The 18,627-nt window shown below is 42.4% G+C and carries 14 protein-coding genes and 1 pseudogene; all 15 read right to left on the minus strand.

Translation table 11 applies throughout. From position 1 onward, the window contains the following. Window positions 1-11 precede the first annotated feature (11 nt). On the minus strand, window positions 12-1,247 hold the full coding sequence (locus LLY41_RS14775; RefSeq protein ID WP_304585738.1) for a M16 family metallopeptidase: 1,236 nt from the start codon (window positions 1,245-1,247) through the stop codon (window positions 12-14). Between the two features lie 42 nt (window positions 1,248-1,289). Further along, on the minus strand, window positions 1,290-2,306 hold the full coding sequence (locus LLY41_RS14780; RefSeq protein ID WP_095242393.1) for a polysaccharide deacetylase family protein: 1,017 nt from the start codon (window positions 2,304-2,306) through the stop codon (window positions 1,290-1,292). A 184-nt stretch (window positions 2,307-2,490) separates the two neighbouring features. Then, window positions 2,491-4,610 (minus strand): annotated as a pseudogene (gene pnp, locus LLY41_RS14785) (polyribonucleotide nucleotidyltransferase). Between the two features lie 289 nt (window positions 4,611-4,899). Then, the gene (gene rpsO, locus LLY41_RS14790) at window positions 4,900-5,169 is read right to left on the minus strand and encodes a 30S ribosomal protein S15 (RefSeq protein ID WP_009330698.1); all 270 of its coding nucleotides are present in this window, start codon (window positions 5,167-5,169) and stop codon (window positions 4,900-4,902) included. A 122-nt stretch (window positions 5,170-5,291) separates the two neighbouring features. Continuing rightward, a complete protein-coding gene (ribF, locus tag LLY41_RS14795) occupies window positions 5,292-6,242 on the minus strand; it encodes a bifunctional riboflavin kinase/FAD synthetase (protein WP_304585739.1) in 951 nt (316 codons plus the stop codon). A 66-nt stretch (window positions 6,243-6,308) separates the two neighbouring features. After that, complete coding sequence (gene truB, locus LLY41_RS14800) at window positions 6,309-7,226, minus strand: tRNA pseudouridine(55) synthase TruB (protein WP_304585740.1); 918 nt, start codon at window positions 7,224-7,226, stop codon at window positions 6,309-6,311. Window positions 7,227-7,292: 66 nt separating this feature from the next. Further along, window positions 7,293-7,673, minus strand: coding sequence for a 30S ribosome-binding factor RbfA (gene rbfA, locus LLY41_RS14805; protein ID WP_095242389.1), 381 nt, complete (start codon window positions 7,671-7,673; stop codon window positions 7,293-7,295). A 16-nt stretch (window positions 7,674-7,689) separates the two neighbouring features. After that, window positions 7,690-7,971, minus strand: coding sequence for a DUF503 domain-containing protein (locus LLY41_RS14810; RefSeq protein WP_009330702.1), 282 nt, complete (start codon window positions 7,969-7,971; stop codon window positions 7,690-7,692). Then, complete coding sequence (infB, locus tag LLY41_RS14815; RefSeq protein ID WP_304585741.1) at window positions 7,971-10,202, minus strand: translation initiation factor IF-2; 2,232 nt, start codon at window positions 10,200-10,202, stop codon at window positions 7,971-7,973. Before infB ends, LLY41_RS14810 begins: the two co-directional genes overlap by 1 nt. Window positions 10,203-10,221: 19 nt before the next feature. Then, on the minus strand, window positions 10,222-10,524 hold the full coding sequence (locus LLY41_RS14820; RefSeq protein WP_009330704.1) for a YlxQ family RNA-binding protein: 303 nt from the start codon (window positions 10,522-10,524) through the stop codon (window positions 10,222-10,224). Beyond that, complete coding sequence (gene rnpM, locus LLY41_RS14825) at window positions 10,521-10,805, minus strand: RNase P modulator RnpM (RefSeq protein WP_095242459.1); 285 nt, start codon at window positions 10,803-10,805, stop codon at window positions 10,521-10,523. The genes LLY41_RS14820 and rnpM overlap by 4 nt, the downstream gene beginning before the upstream one ends. 17 nt (window positions 10,806-10,822) lie before the next feature. Continuing rightward, a complete protein-coding gene (nusA, locus tag LLY41_RS14830) occupies window positions 10,823-11,980 on the minus strand; it encodes a transcription termination factor NusA (RefSeq protein WP_304585742.1) in 1,158 nt (385 codons plus the stop codon). A gap of 94 nt (window positions 11,981-12,074) precedes the next feature. Beyond that, a complete protein-coding gene (gene rimP, locus LLY41_RS14835) occupies window positions 12,075-12,545 on the minus strand; it encodes a ribosome maturation factor RimP (RefSeq protein WP_095242386.1) in 471 nt (156 codons plus the stop codon). A gap of 269 nt (window positions 12,546-12,814) precedes the next feature. Beyond that, complete coding sequence (locus LLY41_RS14840) at window positions 12,815-17,125, minus strand: PolC-type DNA polymerase III (protein ID WP_095242385.1); 4,311 nt, start codon at window positions 17,123-17,125, stop codon at window positions 12,815-12,817. A 194-nt stretch (window positions 17,126-17,319) separates the two neighbouring features. Continuing rightward, window positions 17,320-18,582 (minus strand): RIP metalloprotease RseP, encoded by a 1,263-nt coding sequence (gene rseP, locus LLY41_RS14845; RefSeq protein WP_095242384.1) that lies wholly within the window; start codon window positions 18,580-18,582, stop codon window positions 17,320-17,322. Window positions 18,583-18,627: the final 45 nt, after the last annotated feature.

Below are 18,627 nucleotides of genomic sequence, written 5' to 3' on the forward strand. Positions count from 1 at the left end.
TGAACTAAATGTTAAAGATTTTTCGGAAGTTCTCCATCCGGACTTATTAAAGCCACTGAATAATGATCTGTGAAAATGGAATTCGCCATATTATTCACACCCTGCATGGAAACTGCGTCGATTTCATCCACGATTTCATCCATAGACCGATGGCGGCCCAGAAGCAGTTCATTTTTGCCATTGCGGCTCATCCTGCTGTTTGTGCTTTCAAGGCTTAGCATTAAGCTTCCTTTGAGCTGCTCTTTACTGTTATTAAGCTCTTTATCTGTGATGCCTTCTTTTTTAAGAGTGGCAAGGGTTTCCTGAATCGTATCAAAAAGAACATCCAGCTGTTTTGCTCCCGTTCCGCCGTAAAGCGTCACTATTCCGCTATCCTGGAAGGCAGAATGATAAGAGAAAACTGAATAAGCCAATCCTTTTTGTTCCCTGACATCCTGGAATAAGCGGCTGCTCATGCTTCCACCCAAAATATTATTTAAAACAATCAGGTTGTATATTTCCTCATGCCCTACCTGCAGACCTTCAAAGCCTAAGCAAAGATGAGCCTGCTCGGTATCCTTTTTACGGGCAAGATGGTTTGAATGAAACTCAGGCTTCTGCTCTGTACGTTCTCTCTTACCGCCTTCGTAGGCTCCAAAGTACTTTTCAACTTCTTTGATGAAAGATTCCTCAATATTTCCGGCAATGGAAATCACAATATTTTCAGGCGTGTATGTTTCATGCATATACTGTTTTAATGTTTCGCCATTAAACGCGGCCAGCGTTCCTTCAGTACCAAGAATCGGATAGCCAAGTGAGTGGTTCTCGTAGATTGCTTTGCTCAAAAGATCATGAACGATATCGTCAGGCGTGTCTTCATACATTTTGATTTCTTCGTAAACAACATTCTTTTCTTTGTTCAGTTCCTCATCCACAAACGTAGAGTTAAAAAACATATCAGAAAGCACTTCAAGAGCAAAATCAGAATGGGTATCCAGTACTTTTGCATAGTAGCATGTATATTCTTTTGAAGTGAAGGCGTTCACCTGCCCGCCAATACTGTCAAAGCTCTCAGCAATTTCCCGGGCTGTTCTCGTTTTCGTTCCTTTGAAGAACATATGCTCAAGGAAATGAGAAATTCCATTATTCTCGGGAATTTCATTTCTTGAACCTGTTCCGATCCATACTCCTATCGCTACAGAACGGACGGTTGGAATGTTTTCTAGTACGACTCTTACCCCGTTTTGGCATGTATATTTCTTGATCAAATAAATTCCTCCTGTTCTGAAACCCAAAGACATACGCTTACATTAGTTTATATTATTATTGTTATTTTTTCCAAAATCCTGATTATTATTTTCCCTATACTGGATTCTCTTCTCGCTTAACAGCTCGGATACTGTTCCAATCTCCAGGTTCTTCTGCTTAAGCCCTGTTATAAGTCTATCAAGTGATTTTTCGGTGGATTCTGTAGGATGCATCAGGATCAGTGATCCATTGTTGACCTTTGATAACACTCTGTTTACCAGTACATCCGGGGCGGGCTTCCTCCAATCCACTGTATCAACAGTCCACATGACAGTGCCCAGGTTTTTCTCGGCAGCAATCTTCACTGTTTCATCTCTATAGCTGCCGCTTGGAGGAGCAAACCATGTAATAGGCTTACTCAGCTTTTCATCCATTGTGGCTTCAATCACATCATTTGTTTTTTGTATTTCTTCCCTTGTCCTTGCGGAAGAGATCACTTTCATATCGGGATGAGTGTACGAATGGTTGCCTACTTCATGGCCTGCATCCATAATCATTCTGGCGAGTTCAGGATTATTCTTTACCCATCTTCCTTCAAGAAAAAAACTTGCTGACACATTATGTTCCTTTAAAGTGGCCAGCATACCGGATAAATATTCATTTCCCCATGCTACATTAATGATGAAGCTGACCATCGGTTTATCAGGATGGCCTTTATATACTGGTGACGGCGGCAGGTCCTTTAACTTCACCTTCGGTTCAATTTGTTTAAATACAAGCTTATCTTCATTGAACTTTTTGCCTGACTTCATCTTCCTATACGACGCCTCAACATCTACTTCAATTCCGTTAAGGCCGGGAATGGCTTTCCATACAGGGTCTATTTTTGCATCCTGTGGAGGAATGCTGAATTCTTCTTTTTTTGCTGTAATTTCTTCATATAGGGAATCCTTTGGCTTGGAAACAGTTATGGCATCTGTTTCTTGTTTAAGGCCTGATACATACTGATCAGTAAAAGGATTATTGATAAAAACAAGTGCCATTACAAACATGATCGTAATATGGATAAACTTTCTCATTCTTCATGCCTCCTTCAATTCATAGTATGATTTGAAGGGACAAGGTAGAACGGAACCCAGTAACAAAGGTATGCAGTATAAGGCAAGAGCCAATGGAAATTCGTATATGTAAAAAGCCAGGGTTTCCCCTGGCTTTTAGGAAAATCGCCACGCAAAATGCTTCTCTTTTAAATAGAGGTTAGTATTATTGCTGTGCTTTTTCCTTTTGCTCACGCTGTTCACGCAATACGGCTTTGCGGGAAAGATTTACGCGGCCTTGTTTATCGATCTCAGTAACTTTTACCAGAAGTTCGTCACCAATGGATAGCACATCTTCCACTTTCCCAACACGCTCTTCAGCAAGTTCTGAAATGTGAACTAATCCATCTTTACCAGAGAAGATTTCAACAAATGCACCGAATTTTTCAATCCGTTTTACCTTGCCCAGATACATTTGTCCAACTTCCACTTCACGTACGATATCTTCAATAATCTTCTTCGCTTTTTGATTCATTTCTTCATTTACAGATGAAATGAATACTGTTCCATCTTGTTCAATATCAATCTTAACGCCTGTTTCTTCGATGATCTTATTGATCTGTTTTCCGCTCGGCCCAATTACATCACGGATTTTGTCAGGGTTGATTGACATCATCAGAATCTTAGGAGCATATTCAGACAGCTCTTTTCTTGGCTGTTCAATAGTGCTCAGCATGGAATCCAGAATCTGCATGCGGCCTTTCTTCGCCTGCTGCAGTGCTTCTTCCAGAATCTCACGGGACAGACCTTCAATCTTAATATCCATTTGCAGAGCAGTAACTCCCTTAGAGGTACCCGCCACTTTGAAGTCCATATCTCCAAGGTGATCTTCCATACCCTGAATGTCTGTCAGGATTGAATAATGCTCGCCTGATTTAATTAGACCCATTGCTATACCGGCAACCGGAGCTTTAATAGGCACACCTGCATCCATCATAGCCAGAGTACTTGCACAAATACTTGCCTGTGATGTTGAACCATTTGATTCCAGCACCTCTGATACAAGACGAATCGTATAAGGGAAATCCTTTTCAGAAGGAATAATCGGCTCAAGAGCACGTTCCCCAAGAGCACCATGCCCGATTTCACGGCGGCCCGGCCCTCTAATTGGCCCAGTTTCACCTACACTGAAATTAGGGAAGTTGTAATGGTGCATGAATCTTTTTCTTCTTCAATTCCCAGTCCGTCCAGAATCTGTACATCTCCAAGAGCTCCTAATGTACAAATGCTCAATGCCTGAGTTTGTCCGCGTGTAAACAAACCTGAACCATGTGTACGCGGCAGAAGGTCTACTTCTGAGGACAGCGGGCGGATGACATCCAATCCGCGTCCATCCGGACGCACTTTATCTTCTGTTATTAAGCGGCGAACTTCAGCTTTAACAATTTTATCAAGGATCTTCCTGATTTGCTTAAGCTTGTCGTCGTCTGCCTCTTCACCTTCATATTTAGCTGTGATTTCTTCTTTAACTGCTTTTATGGCTGCTTCACGTGCATGTTTCTCCTGCACCTGGATAGCTTGAATCATATCCTTCTCACAGATGCCGCGAACTTCCGCTTCTAAGTTCTGGTCAACCTGGTATAAAACAATGTCCATCTTCTCTTTCCCGATTTCAGATGCAATTTCTTCCTGGAAAGCAATAAGGCGTTTAATTTCCTCATGACCAAACATAATTGCTTCAAGCATCGTTTCCTCAGGCACTTCCTCTGCGCCTGCTTCAACCATGTTAATCGCATCTTTTGTACCCGCTACAACAAGGGTGATATCGCTTTTTTCAGCCTGTTCTACAGATGGATTAATGATAAATTCTCCATCGATGCGGCCTACGCTGACTCCAGCAATCGGTCCGCCAAATGGAATATCCGACACAGAAAGGGCTAATGATGAACCGAACATTGCAGCCATTTCTGATGAGCAGTTTTGATCCACACTCATCACCATGCTTACAACCTGTACATCATTTCTGAAACCGTCAGCGAATAATGGACGGATAGGCCTGTCAATTAAACGGCTTGCCAAAATCGCTTTTTCACTTGGACGGCCCTCTCTCTTAATAAAACCGCCCGGAATCTTACCAACAGCATACAAACGTTCTTCATAGTTAACTGTCAGTGGAAAGAAATCCAGATTTTTTGGTTCTTTTGATGCTGTAGCTGTACTTAAAACTACAGTATCACCGTAGCGCACTAAAACTGCACCGTTAGCCTGTTTAGCCAGCTGGCCAATCTCTACGGTCAATTTGCGCCCAGCCCAATCAAGGCTGTAGACATGTTTATCTTGTCCCATAATTGTACCCCTCTCTGCATTCACTTAAGGACAGGCGTCAATTCTGCCTGGTCCGTTTAATTGTTAATTTCCTGCGAAGACGCAAAAGTTCATGGCTTTGCATTGCCCGCAGTCCAGTTTTATATAAAAGCATGAAATGCTCGTTAATCATAATAAAATTAGGCATCTTATAGTATGCACAATTTTCCCGTTTGCTAAAATAGGATAAGTTATGTATGTACATGATCAGGAACAAAATTCAAGTTTTTAAAGCTAATAAAAAAGCGGGAAAAAATCCCGCTTCTGTTGATTATCGACGTAAGCCAAGCTTATTGATTAACTCACGGTAGCGTGCAACGTCTTTGTTGCGAAGGTAAGTTAATAGGTTACGACGCTTACCAACCATTTTCAAAAGACCGCGACGTGAATGGTGGTCTTTCTTGTGAGTACGTAAATGGTCGTTCAAATTGTTGATTTCTTCAGTAAGGACAGCGATTTGAACTTCTGGAGATCCAGTGTCGCTCTCATGAGTTTTGAACTCATTGATTAGCTCATTTTTACGTTCTTTAGTGATTGCCATCCGGTTCACCTCCTAAATTTTCAATCCCCTGTTACTGAGCAAGCGTCGGTGACTCGACTTGCCAAGCAAAGGTTCATTTGGTACGTTACTTAGAATACAACTTTTTATGACAAAAAGCAAGGCTAAACCCTGTTTTTCTCAAAATATTGCTCAGTCTGCTGTTTATCCTTTTCGATTTGCGCAATTAACTCCTGAACGCCGGCAAATTTCCTTTCGCTTCTAAGATGCTTATGCCATTCAACGGTAACCTTCCTGCCATAAATATCTGAAGTGAAATCAAAAATATGGACTTCAACTGATGGCCTGTCCCCTTTTTCCTGATTAAAAGTAGGTTTGTAGCCGACATTACAGACGCCTTCATACCAGCTGCCATCTACTGAGAATCTTACAGCATATACACCGGGAGGGGGAATGATGCAATCATCAGAAACGTCAACATTCGCTGTAGGAAAGCCGATTGTCCGGCCTCTCTTATCACCATGAACAACGATTCCGGATGTTTTATAATATCTTCCTAAAAGGCCGGAAAGCTCACCCGTTTTCCCTTCGCGAATATATTTCCTTATTAGCGTAGAACTGATTTTTTCGTCTTCTTTTGCCAGCTTTGCAACGACAGAGTAATCAAATTGATCTCTAGAATGGAACAGCAATGTTTCCATTGTGCCGCGTCCCATTCGTCCATAGGAATAATCAAAGCCTGCCACGACATGTTTTGCATTAAGACCAATCAGGTATTGGTCCACAAACTCCTGTGGCAGCAGATTAGCAAATTCCCTTGTAAAGTTGATAACAAACAAATAATCTATACCTAGATCTGCTATGATGCCAATTTTGTCTTCAAGAGGCGTAATATACTCCACATGCTGAACGCTTTTCCCCAAAACGACCGAGGGATGAGGATCAAATGTCATGACAGCACTTTTTAATCCTTTTTGTTCAGCTATCGACCTTGCTTCACGGATGACTTTCTGATGACCCAGATGAACACCATCAAAATAGCCAAGTGCTATTGCCAATTCAGGCATTTCGTTTTTATCCATTCGATGGGGATGATGTATATGAATAACTTCCATATTAATAATTCACCTTTTCTCTACAGAGCCTGGACCTATATAAATGCACAGCTTTTAAACGAGTGCTTATTGATCATTCCTTAACACCTTTACTGGCTTCATTAACCCTGGTTTGCGGGGGTGATGCTCATAAATCGCCAGAACAAGACCTTGCTCTTCTTCTACTGCGATTGGGCCTCTAGTGTCGAGCAAATGATCAGGGATAGTTAATACAGCCCCATTTTTTACTTTCTCTGCTACTTTATCACTTATATGAAATTTCGGCAAATGAGAAATCGCAGCCTCCATCGGCCTAAGAACCTCGTCCATTGTTCCCTTCTCGGCCCTGTCTTCTATTTCTTCAAAAGTCAGGCAATCATCAAGTTTGAGTGAGGCAGACTGGATTCTTACCAGTTCAGACATATGGGCAGGATATCCCAGTTCACTCCCAATCATGACCGCAAGCGTACGGATGTATGTACCTTTGCTGCAGGCTACACGGAAACGGAAGGTAATATTCTCATCCTCAAACATCTCTCTCTCATCGAGAAGTTCAATTGAGTAGATAGTTACTTTCCTGGAAGGCCGTTCCACTTCTATTCCCTGTCTTGCATATTCATAGAGGCGCTTGCCATTCACCTTTACTGCTGAATACATGGGGGGTGTCTGTATAATTTCCCCTGTCAGGCTTTGGAGCACTTTCATCACCTGATTTCTGGAAATAGGTGATGAAACATCTTTCCTTTCTACAACTTCACCAGATGCATCTTCTGTTGTCGTAGAAAAGCCGATTGTAACTTCTCCCTCATAAGATTTCCCTGCGTCTGTTATGTATTCGGCCACCTTCGTTGCCCTCCCAAGGCAGATGGGAAGTACTCCTGTCACGTCAGGGTCCAGTGTTCCGGTGTGGCCGATTCTTTTCATTCGCAGAATCTTCCGCAGCCTGAACACACAATCATGGGAAGTCATTCCCTTAGGTTTAAAAAGCGGCAAAATCCCTTCCATTATATGTACCACCTTGTCTATATATTTTTAGAAAAAAATGGATAGACAAAGTGTCTATCCATTCCATTATTCTTCATCTTTGGAGCGTTCCTCATCTTTGGAACGGCCTTCGTCCTGGATTTGATGAAGCAACGAGTCGATACGGTTGCCGTAGTCGATTGATTCATCAAATTCGAATAGGATTTCCGGTGTTTTCCGCAGCCGGATTCGCTGGCCGATTTCAGATCGGATAAAGCCTTTTGCTTTAGCCAGCCCGCGAAGCGTATTTTCTCTTTGTTCCTCATCACCCAGAACTGAAATAAACACGGTTGCCTGCTGGAGATCCCCGGTTACTTGAACATCAGTGACTGTTACAAAACCAACCCGCGGATCCTTGATTTTTCGGCTGATGATTTCGCCCAGTTCTTTTTTCATTTGTTCCCCAACTCTATTTGCTCTAAGGCTCATTCTATATCACCTCTTCTTAAAGCCACTCTAAATCTGTAATTGTCCGTTCAATTTCCGGGAACGAATCAATCATTTTCAGAGCATTTTGCAGCTCGTGCTCAGTTGAAACCTGAGTGGATGAAACGGCCACAATGGCAATTTTAGTCCGCTGCCATAGGTCCTGATAGTCCACCTCAGATACAGAAACATTGTATCTTTGTTTCAGCCGGGTTAAAATGCGCTGCAAAACAGCCCGTTTTTCTTTCAAAGAATGTGTGTCATAAATGATACATTCACAGGCAGCAAGCCCAATTATCATTAACGTTCCACTTCTTCCATAATATATGCTTCGATTACGTCGCCTTCCTTGACGTCATTAAAGTTTTTGATGGTAATACCGCACTCATAGCCTTGTGCTACTTCTTTAGCGTCATCTTTGAATCGCTTAAGAGCGTCAACTTCACCTTCAAAAATTACAACTCCATCGCGGATTAAACGAACGCCGCTGTCACGGGTGATTTTCCCTTCCGTAACATAAGAACCTGCAATAGTACCGATTTTGGAAACTTTGAATGTCAGGCGTACTTCAGCCTGGCCGATAATTTTTTCCTGGAACTCAGGATCAAGCATACCCTGCATCGCCAATTCGATTTCCTCGATTACTTTGTAGATGATGCGGTGCAGGCGGATGTCAACATTTTCTGCATCTGCTGCACGTTTTGCGTTATTGTCAGGACGTACATTGAATCCAATCACAATAGCGTTGAAAGCAGCAGCTAAAGTGATGTCAGACTCGTTAATGGCACCTACACCTGTATGAAGGATACGAACATTAACACCTTCTACATCGATCTTATGAAGAGCGGCAGTCAATGCTTCCGCAGAACCTTGAACGTCCGCTTTCACAACGATGTTTAAGTCTTTCATTTCTCCTTGTTTCATATGTTCAAACAAGTTATCCAGACTTACGCGTGTTTTTTCATTTCTTTGAGCCTGCAATGCCTGCTGCGCACGGGCTTCCCCAACCTGACGGGCTGTCTTTTCATCATCAAGAACAGCGAAGCGGTCACCGGCTTGAGGAACATCGTTAAGACCTGTAATCTCTACAGGAGTTGAAGGTCCGGCAGTTTTCACACGGCGGCCAAGGTCATTAACCATTGCACGGACACGTCCAAATGAGTTACCGACAACGATAGGGTCTCCTACCTTCAATGTACCGTTTTGCACAAGCAGCGTCGCAACTGAACCGCGTCCTTTGTCAAGCTGTGCTTCGATAACTGTACCAACGGCATTGCGATCAGGATTTGCTTTGTATTCTTCCACTTCACCTACAAGAAGAATCATTTCAAGCAGTTCATCAATTCCCTCGCCTTTAATAGCTGAGATTGGAACAAAAATCGTGTCTCCGCCCCATGCTTCTGGAACCAGGCCATGTTCAGTCAGTTCCTGCATAACACGATCAGGATTTGCTGCTTCCTTATCCATTTTGTTAACAGCCACAATGATTGGCACTTCTGCTGCTTTCGCATGGTTAATCGCTTCAACTGTTTGCGGCATTACACCGTCATCTGCTGCTACAACTAGAATTGTTATATCGGTGATTTTCGCACCGCGGGCACGCATAGTTGTGAACGCAGCGTGTCCAGGAGTATCAAGGAAAGTAATCTTTTTGCCGTTTTCTTCAACTTGATAAGCTCCGATGTGCTGAGTGATTCCGCCTGCTTCTCCAGCAGTTACTTTCGTGTTGCGGATAGAGTCAAGCAATGTTGTTTTACCATGGTCAACGTGTCCCATGATTGTTACAACAGATGGACGTTCCACCACTTCGGCATTTTCATCTTCAGTGAAGTATACTTCAAGATCGGTTGTATCAACCAGTATCTCTTCTTCTACTTCAACACCATATTCACCTGCAATCAGCTCAATCGCATCTTTGTCAAGCTCCTGGTTAATGGTTGCCATAACACCAAGCATAAATAGCTTTTTAATGATTTCAGAAGGCTCGCGGTGAAGCTTCTTTCCCAGTTCCGCTACTGTCAGTGATTCGCTGAAAGTAATTTTTGAAGGAAGCTCCTTCACCTTTTTAGGAGTTGGGGCCACGTGCGTCTGCTGCTGTTTGCCTTTGTTGTTTTTATTCTTATTGTTGTTTCGGTTATTGTTATTGTTTCTATTGTTATTATTGTTTCTGTTGTTGTTATTGCCTCTATTGTTGCCGGAGAAGTTTTTGCCGGACTGGCTGCCCTGTCCCTGGCTTCTGTTGTCACCGGATTTATTCTGAGGCTTGCTTTTAGCAGCTGTGGAATTGCCGGCACTATTATTTGTAGCCGTCTTTTGATTTCCCTGCGGCTTCTGCTGGTTTTGAGGTTTGCTCTGGTTTTGAGCCTGGCTGTCATTCTTGATAAAAATACCATCAAGCTTCTGGACTGCCGCCGGCTCAATCGTAGTCATATGATTGGAAACCTCAATATTCATGTCTTTTAATTTTGTAATAACATCCTTGCTTGAAATGTTATGTTTTTTCGCATATTCATAAACGCGCATTTTACTCATACTTTCACCCCCGCTAGTATTAATCGAGCAACGTTAACAGCTTTTTTGCAAATCCGGCATCTAACACTGCCACCACAACGCGGGCTTCCTTCCCTATAGCCTTGCCGAGCATTTCCCGGTTTTGAATCAGCTTATATGGAACCCCAAATGATTTACATTTATCTGTAACTTTTTTTGCCGTATTTGCGGATGCATCTGCAGACAGCAAAACAAGCTTTGCTTTGCCGTTTCTGATTTCTTTAACAGCAAGCTCTTCTCCCGAAGTAATTTTCCGTGCCCGATTGGCTAAGCCAAGCAATGACATCCATTGATTTGAATTCATTTGGATTGCCGTTTCTCCTTCTCTATTAACTCCAAGAGGTCTTCATAGACAGCATCATCTATGGAAACTTCTAAATGATTGGCTAAGATATTCTTCTTCTTTGCTAACAAAACTGCTTCCTTTTCTTTGGAAAGATAAGCCCCGCGACCTGATTTTTTTCCGGTCGGGTCAACAGAAACTTCCCCTTCTTTGGAGCGAACGATGCGAACGAGTTCTTTTTTCGGCCTCATTTCACCGGTAGCGACACATTTTCGCAAAGGAACTTTTTTACGATTGTTCACGATCATTCACCTCTTCCCTATTCTTTTCCCTCTAAGTGTTCATTCTGAAAATCGAAGTCTGCATCATTTTCATAGTCTTCGTTTTCATAATCATCATTATCAAAGTTCAACAGTTTTTCATCCCTCGGATAAATTCCGGCTTCACGGGCATCTGTTTCTGATTTGATGTCTATTTTCCAGCCTGTAAGCTTTGCTGCAAGTCTGGCATTCTGTCCGCGCTTTCCTATTGCCAGAGAAAGCTGATAATCAGGAACTACAACAGTTGTTGCTTTGTCATCTTCATTTACGATTACGTCAAGCACCTTTGAAGGGCTTAATGCATTTGCGACGAATACTACCGGATCTGAAGACCATTTAACGATATCAATTTTCTCACCCTTGAGCTCATTGACTATCGCCTGTACACGTGTTCCTTTAGGACCTACACATGAACCTACCGGATCAACTTCTTCATTGTCAGAATGAACCGAGATCTTAGAACGGTCCCCTGCTTCACGCGCAACGGATTTGATTTCTACAGTTCCATCATAGATCTCAGGAACTTCGATCTCAAATAATCTCTTCAGCAGGCCAGGATGGGTCCTGCTTACGAAGATCTGTGGACCTTTTGTTGTCTTTTCTACCTTTGTAATAAAGACTTTAATGCGGTCATGGGGCTGATAACGCTCATTTGGCATTTGTTCGTTCGCCGGAAGGATCGCTTCAATCTTTCCAAGGCTCACATAGATGAACTTAGGATCTGTACGCTGAACAATTCCCGTCATAATATCTTCTTCACGGTCGATAAATTCAGAGTAAATGATGCCTCTCTCCGCTTCACGGACACGCTGTGTAACTACCTGTTTTGCAGTCTGGGCAGCAATACGCCCAAAGTCCTTAGGTGTTACTTCCATTTCAACGACATCTTCCACCTGGTAGTTCGGGTTGATTTTTTGTGCATCCTCCACAGAGATCTCAAGACGCGGATCAAATACTTCATCCACTACCTCTTTGCGGGCAAAGACTCTCATCGTTCCGTTCCCTAGGTTTAAATCAATGCGCACATTCTGTGCCTGATTAAAGTTTCTGCGGTAGGCTGACACCAATGCAGCTTCAATGGCTTCGATAATCACATCGCGAGAAATGCCTTTTTCTTTCTCAAGCAATGTCAGAGCATCCAAAAGTTCACTGCTCATGAGATTTATATCCCCCTTTTATTTCTCTTTTAAAAAATGATCAACTTTAAAGCAGCAATTTGCTTTTCTTAATAAGCAAGCCCGCAATCAGCTGTTATTCAAATACAACGGCTAAACGGGCATTCGCTACCTTCTCATAAGGAATTTCAATGTTTTTCTTCCTTGTTTTGATTTTCACTTCTACCGTAACGGTCTCGCCGTCAAATTGGGTTAACACACCTTCGAACGTCTTTTCACCATCAATGGGCTCGTATGTTTTAATGTAAACATTCTTGCCGACTGCTTTAATAAAATCACTGTCTTTCTTAAGAGGGCGTTCAGCTCCCGGCGATGAAACTTCCAAGAAATAGTTGTATGGAATCGGATCTTCAGCATCAAGCTTTTCGCTTAGCCTTTCACTGACCATTCCGCATTCCTCGATATCAACACCAGTTTCTTTATCAATAAATACGCGAAGGAACCAGTCTTTCCCTTCTTTTACATATTCAATGTCGACTAATTCTAAATTAAGTTCATCCACAATAGGGGTGACGAGTTGTTCCACCGTTTCAGTCACTTTGCTCATTCATATCCCTCCTTTTTCATGGAATCTTAAGCGCTGTTTTTCAATCAATAAATCAGAAATTGGCTCTGCTAAACTTAATTAACATATAGTTTTAACATAGATCCGATATTAAGAAAAAACCGTACACAACACGAAAGAGTGGGTTGCCCCACTCTTCCTTTTGCGAGAGTTATTCTTAGTATTTCCAATAAAACTATACCATAACCAATTTTTTTATGCAAATGGAATAGCTGTCAGCAGTAGGGTTTGAACCATTCGCTCGTCTATTTTTAGAATAGAGACAGCTGGTTTTGTTCCGGAAGGGATTCAAGGCAGCCGTGGTTATCAAGATACTCTATAATCGTCTTCGACACTTTTCCGCGCTGCTGCAGGTCTTCCTTCGAGAGGAATTCCCCTTCTCCCCTTGCTTTTACTATATTGAATGCTGCATTTGTACCCAAACCCGGAATGGAATTAAACGGCGGTATCAAAGAATCTCCATCAATGATAAACTCACTTGCGCTTGAGCGGTATAAGTCCACCTTTTGGAAATTAAATCCCCTTTCATTCATTTCCAGAGCCAATTCCATTACAGTTAAGAGGTTCTTTTCTTTCGTTGAAGCATCAAGTCCCTTTGCATTGATTTCTTCGATGAGTGCACGGATCGCCTGGGATCCTTTAACCATTGCATCCACATCAAAGTCTTCTGCACGGACAGTAAAGTATGCTGCATAGTAGAGAAGCGGATGGTGCACTTTAAAGTAGGCAATCCGGACAGCCATTAATACGTAAGCAGCCGCATGGGCTTTAGGGAACATGTATTTAATCTTTTTACAGGAATCAATGTACCATTCAGGCACTTCATTCTTTCTCATTTCCTCTTCCATCTCATCGCTCAGACCTTTACCCTTACGGACCGATTCCATGATTTTGAAAGCAAAAGCAGGCTCCAGGCCCTGATAGATTAAATAAACCATTATATCATCACGGCAGCCGATTACTTCACTTAGGTTACAGATGTTATTATGGATTAATTCCTGGGCATTTCCGAGCCAAACATCTGTACCATGAGAAAGACCTGAAATCTGCACAAGCTCTGAGAAAGTGGTCGGTTTTGTATCTTCGAGCATCTGGCGGACAAACCGCGTACCAAATTCGGGTATGCCAAGTGTTCCGGTTTTACACATGATTTGCTCTTCTGTCACACCAAGTGATTCCGGCCCGCTGAAAATTTTCATTACTTCAGGGTCATCTGTGGGAATGGTTTTTGGATCAATTCCGCTCAGGTCTTGAAGCATTCTAATAACAGTCGGATCATCGTGACCCAGTATATCAAGTTTTAATAAATTATCATGAATGGAATGGAAGTCAAAATGGGTTGTTTTCCATTCAGATGTCCGGTCGTCTGCAGGGAACTGAATTGGCGAAAAGTCGTATATATCCATGTAGTCCGGCACAACAATGATACCGCCCGGATGCTGTCCGGTTGTCCGCTTCACCCCTGTACAGCCGGAAGCGAGCCTGTCAATTTCCGCACCCCTAATTTGCAGATTATTATCGTTCTGATATGCTTTGACATAACCAAAAGCTGTTTTATCGGCAACAGTACCGATCGTACCGGCACGGTATACATAATCCTCGCCGAATAGCACCTTTGTATAGTTATGGGCTCTAGGCTGGTATTCCCCAGAGAAGTTCAAGTCAATGTCGGGAACTTTATCTCCCTTGAAACCAAGGAACGTTTCGAACGGAATATCATGTCCATCCTTTTTATATTTAGCTCCGCAGCTCGGACAATCTTTATCAGGCAGGTCGAAGCCGGAGCCAACTGACCCGTCATTGAAAAACTCGGATGTTTTGCATTCCGGGCAAACGTAATGCGGCGGCAGCGGATTTACCTCTGTTATTTCGGTCATTGTCGCAACAAAGGAGGATCCGACAGATCCACGGGAACCAACCAGATAGCCATCATCCAGTGATTTTTTTACAAGCTTGTGAGAGATCAGATAGATAACCGCGAAACCATGTCCGATAATACTCTTAAGCTCTTTTTCAAGGCGCGCTTCAACAATCTCAGGAAGCGGATCACCATAGATTCTCCTTGCCATTCCGTAACTCATGCTGCGCATCTCTTCATCTGCGCCTTCAATTTTTGGCGTATACAAATCATCTTTAATCGGCTTTATTTCTTCAATCATATCCGCTATTTTGTTCGTATTCTCTATCACAATTTCCTTCGCTTTGTCTTTGCCGAGAAATGAAAAAGCGTCAAGCATTTCATTGGTAGTCCTGAAATGAACATCCGGAAGCTGATGGCGATTCAGCGGATTCGCGCCTCCCTGGGAATTAACAAGGATCTTCCGATAGATTTTATCATTAGGGTTTAGGTAATGGACATTGCCGGTTGCGACTACCGGCAGACCAAGCTTATCACCCAATTTAACAATATTGCCGATGATTTCTTCAAGCGCTTTTTCATCTCTTACAAGTTCAAGCTCTAAAAGGTGTGCATAAACGGCTTTTGGATGGACTTCAAGATAATCATAGAATTGTGCAGTATCTTCGACTTCATCCGGAGATTTCTGCATCATGCCTTCAAAGACTTCCCCTTTATCGCACCCGGAACCAACCAGTATTCCTTCACGATGCTTTTGAAGGACTGACCTGGGAATGCGCGGTACTCTGTAAAAGTATTCCATATGCGAGATGGATACGAGTTTAAAAAGGTTCTTCAGACCTGTTTCTGTTTGTGCAAGCAGGGTGCAATGGGCTGGTCTTGCACGCTGATAAGCATTTCCCTGCCCCATATTGTCATTGAACTGATCATGATATTCAATCCCTTTTTCTTCTGCACCCTTTAGCATCTTAAGCAGCAGATAGCCTGTTGCCTCCGCATCATAGATAGCACGGTGATGCTGGGTAAGTTCAACATCGAATTTTTTGGCAAGGGTATTCAGACGGTGATTTTTCATGTCGGGATATAAAAAACGTGCAAGTTCAAGAGTATCTATTACAGGATTTGGCGCCTTGCCAATACCGATTTTTTTATAGCCGACATTCAGGAACCCCATATCGAATGAAGCATTATGTGCTACTAAAACAGCATCTCCTGTCCATTCCTGGAATTTCTTCAGAACTTCTTCCACTTCCGGTGCATTCTCCACCAGATCATCTGTTATTCCAGTCAGATTAATGGTTGTTGCGGATAAAGGGTGATGAGGGTTTGCAAAGGATTCAAATCGATCAATGATTTCACCATCATGAATCTTAACTGCGGCAAGCTCAATAATCGTATCATATACAGCTGATAAGCCGGTTGTCTCAACATCAAATACAACATACGTATCATCAGTAAGCTTGCGATGCGCATCATTATAAGCAATCGGCACACCATCATCCACAAGGTTTACTTCAATTCCGTACAGAATCTTAATATCATTCTTTTTCCCGGCACCATAGGCTTCAGGGAATGACTGAGCAACAGCATGGTCTGTAATGGCCACTGCTTTATGGCCCCATTTCTTCGCCTGGGAAACCAGTGCACTGACAGATGAAACAGCATCCATTTGGCTCATCGGAGTATGAAGATGAAGTTCAACCCTTTTTTCTTCAGCAGGCGATGTATCCTGCCTTTGGATAGGTTTGATCTCATTAATATCGTTCCCGATCATTACCAGATCACGGACAAAAGTATCGTTTTGAATGCTTCCCCGGACCTTTAGCCACATCCCTTTTTGAATATGCTGATATAAAGCGGCATCCTCTTTATCCCGGGAAAACATTTTTACTAGAATGGAACTGGTATAATCCGTAATTTTAAAAGTTAAGAGTGTCCGGCCGCTGCGGAGCTCTCTTGTCTCGGCAGCAAACACGTAGCCTTCAACGGCTACCCGGCGTTCTTCATCTACTATATCAATCAATTTGCGGTAATCAGCATCATCTTTAATGGTAAGACCAATCGTAAGCGGCCCCTTGGGTGCTGTGTGATCTGCAGATTCAGCTTCAGCTTCTTTCTTCTGCATTTCGATTGCTGCCTGGAGACCACGCTCCTGGTCTTCTTTGCGTTTGGCTTCCATGAACTTTTCATATTCTTCATTGGAACCATCAGTGGAAACTTCTGTATCAACTGTTAAGGCCGGAAAGCCAAACACTTGAAACACATCTGACATAATGCCGGCATACTTCTTCTTGATAGACAATCCTTCCAATTCATTACGGACTTTAATGATAATTTTGTTGCCCTGTACAGAAGGAACCTGCTCATTCAGAAGCTTTAATAGCGGCGGCGCCATGCCATCCATTTCTTTAATGCAGTTATGCCAGTATTCAAGTACAAGCTGTTCAGTAAAATCCTGATTTCTGACAGAGATGCTATATGAAATTTCTGCGATATGGGAAAATGTTTTTTCCAGCTGATCTGTGAAACGGCTATATACACTGCAAGGCAAAATCTTTGGAAAAGCAAAATAAAAATGCCATTTCCGTGACTGTCTTTCGACTATGACCCTTTCGATTTGGGCATCATGAAAGTGCTGCACAAAGGCATCTTCAGTTAGCTGCATCTGCTGGAGCAAGAGCTGAAATCTAGAAGGTTCGCTCATCTTTCTCTCTCCCATCCAATATTCTTGATTTCTATTTTAAGTTGAATTTTTTATTGTAATTTAAAAAACAGACGGACTTAATTATAACATATCGTATGAAATAGTGATTGAAAAAACGGATTCCATTTTGGAACCCGTTTTTTGTCTGAATTAGAGCATATTTTTCTGCAGGAATGTTGCCCTGCACTGATTTTTTAAAGGAAAAATCTCTGAATATCGTTCCATGTGACCACTAACATTAAGAGCATTAAAAGGGCAAATCCTATAAAATGGACCATTCCCTCTTTGTGGCGGTCAATTGGCTTCCCTCTTACTGCCTCTACTGCAAAGAACATTAATCTTCCGCCATCAAGAGCCGGAATTGGAAGCAGGTTCATAATTCCCAGATTTATGCTTAGGATTCCTGCCCATTTCATCAGGTAGTAGATGCCGGATTTGGCTACAGTATCTGTTGAAACATAAATGCCTACCGGGCCTGATAATGCATCAATTGAAAACTGTCCAGTGACAAGCTTACCCAGCATAACAAAAATTTCTTTTGTCCAGAAATACGTTTCTTTGGCTCCGTAGGTAATAGCCTTTAATGGAGATTTTTCCATCGGGCTATAAACACCAATGATTCCAATTTTTTCACCTTCTACATCCTGAACCTTTGGTGTAACCGATATAGTATGTTCCTGACCGTTTCTTTCCACTAAAAATTCGAGTTCTTCACTTGGGTTCTTTCTAATGATTTCAACTACATCTGACCAGCTTGAAATTTCGGCTCCATCCACACTTTGAACCATATCGCCTTCCTTTAGCCCAGCTTCATATGCTGCACCATCAGGCGTCAGCTTGCCAAGGGCAGGTTCATTTGTTGGAATGCCCTGCAATAAGGCTATTAGAACAAAAACGATAAAAGCCAAAACAAAATTCATCATTGGACCCGCGAAAATCGCCATTGTTCTCTGGCCCAAGGTCTTTGATGCAAATTGACGATCATACGGAGCAATGAGCGTTTCGGTCCCATCCTCTACCAGTACAGCTGAACGGCTGACTTTGAAAATTTGGAGGGACTCATCCTCTTCTCCCTCAACATATCCTTTTATTAAAAGGGTATGCTCAATATCAGCATCCTCAACTTCAACGATTCTTGCATCAGGATATTTATCTTTGTTGTTTAAAATAATTTTGCTTACTTCCTCGTTTTTATCAAGGATTAAGCCGATGCGATAGCCTGGTTTGATTTCCACCATTTCAGGATCTTCACCGGCCATGCGGACAAACCCGCCGATGGGCAGAAGACGAATCGTATATACTGTTTCATCTTTTTTAAAGGAAAACACCTTTGGCCCAAATCCAATTGCAAATTCCCGGCAGAGTATTCCTGCTCTTTTTGCGAATATTAAATGTCCAAGTTCATGAAAAAATACCAGTGCCCCAAAAATAACAATAAAGGCTATTACTGTACTCAAGTTTTAACCACCTTTTTTTAGAGGTTGTTCAACTGCTGCTGGTAA

The sequence above is a fragment of the Cytobacillus firmus genome, assembly GCF_023612095.1.
Lineage (GTDB): Bacteria > Bacillota > Bacilli > Bacillales > Cytobacillaceae > Cytobacillus.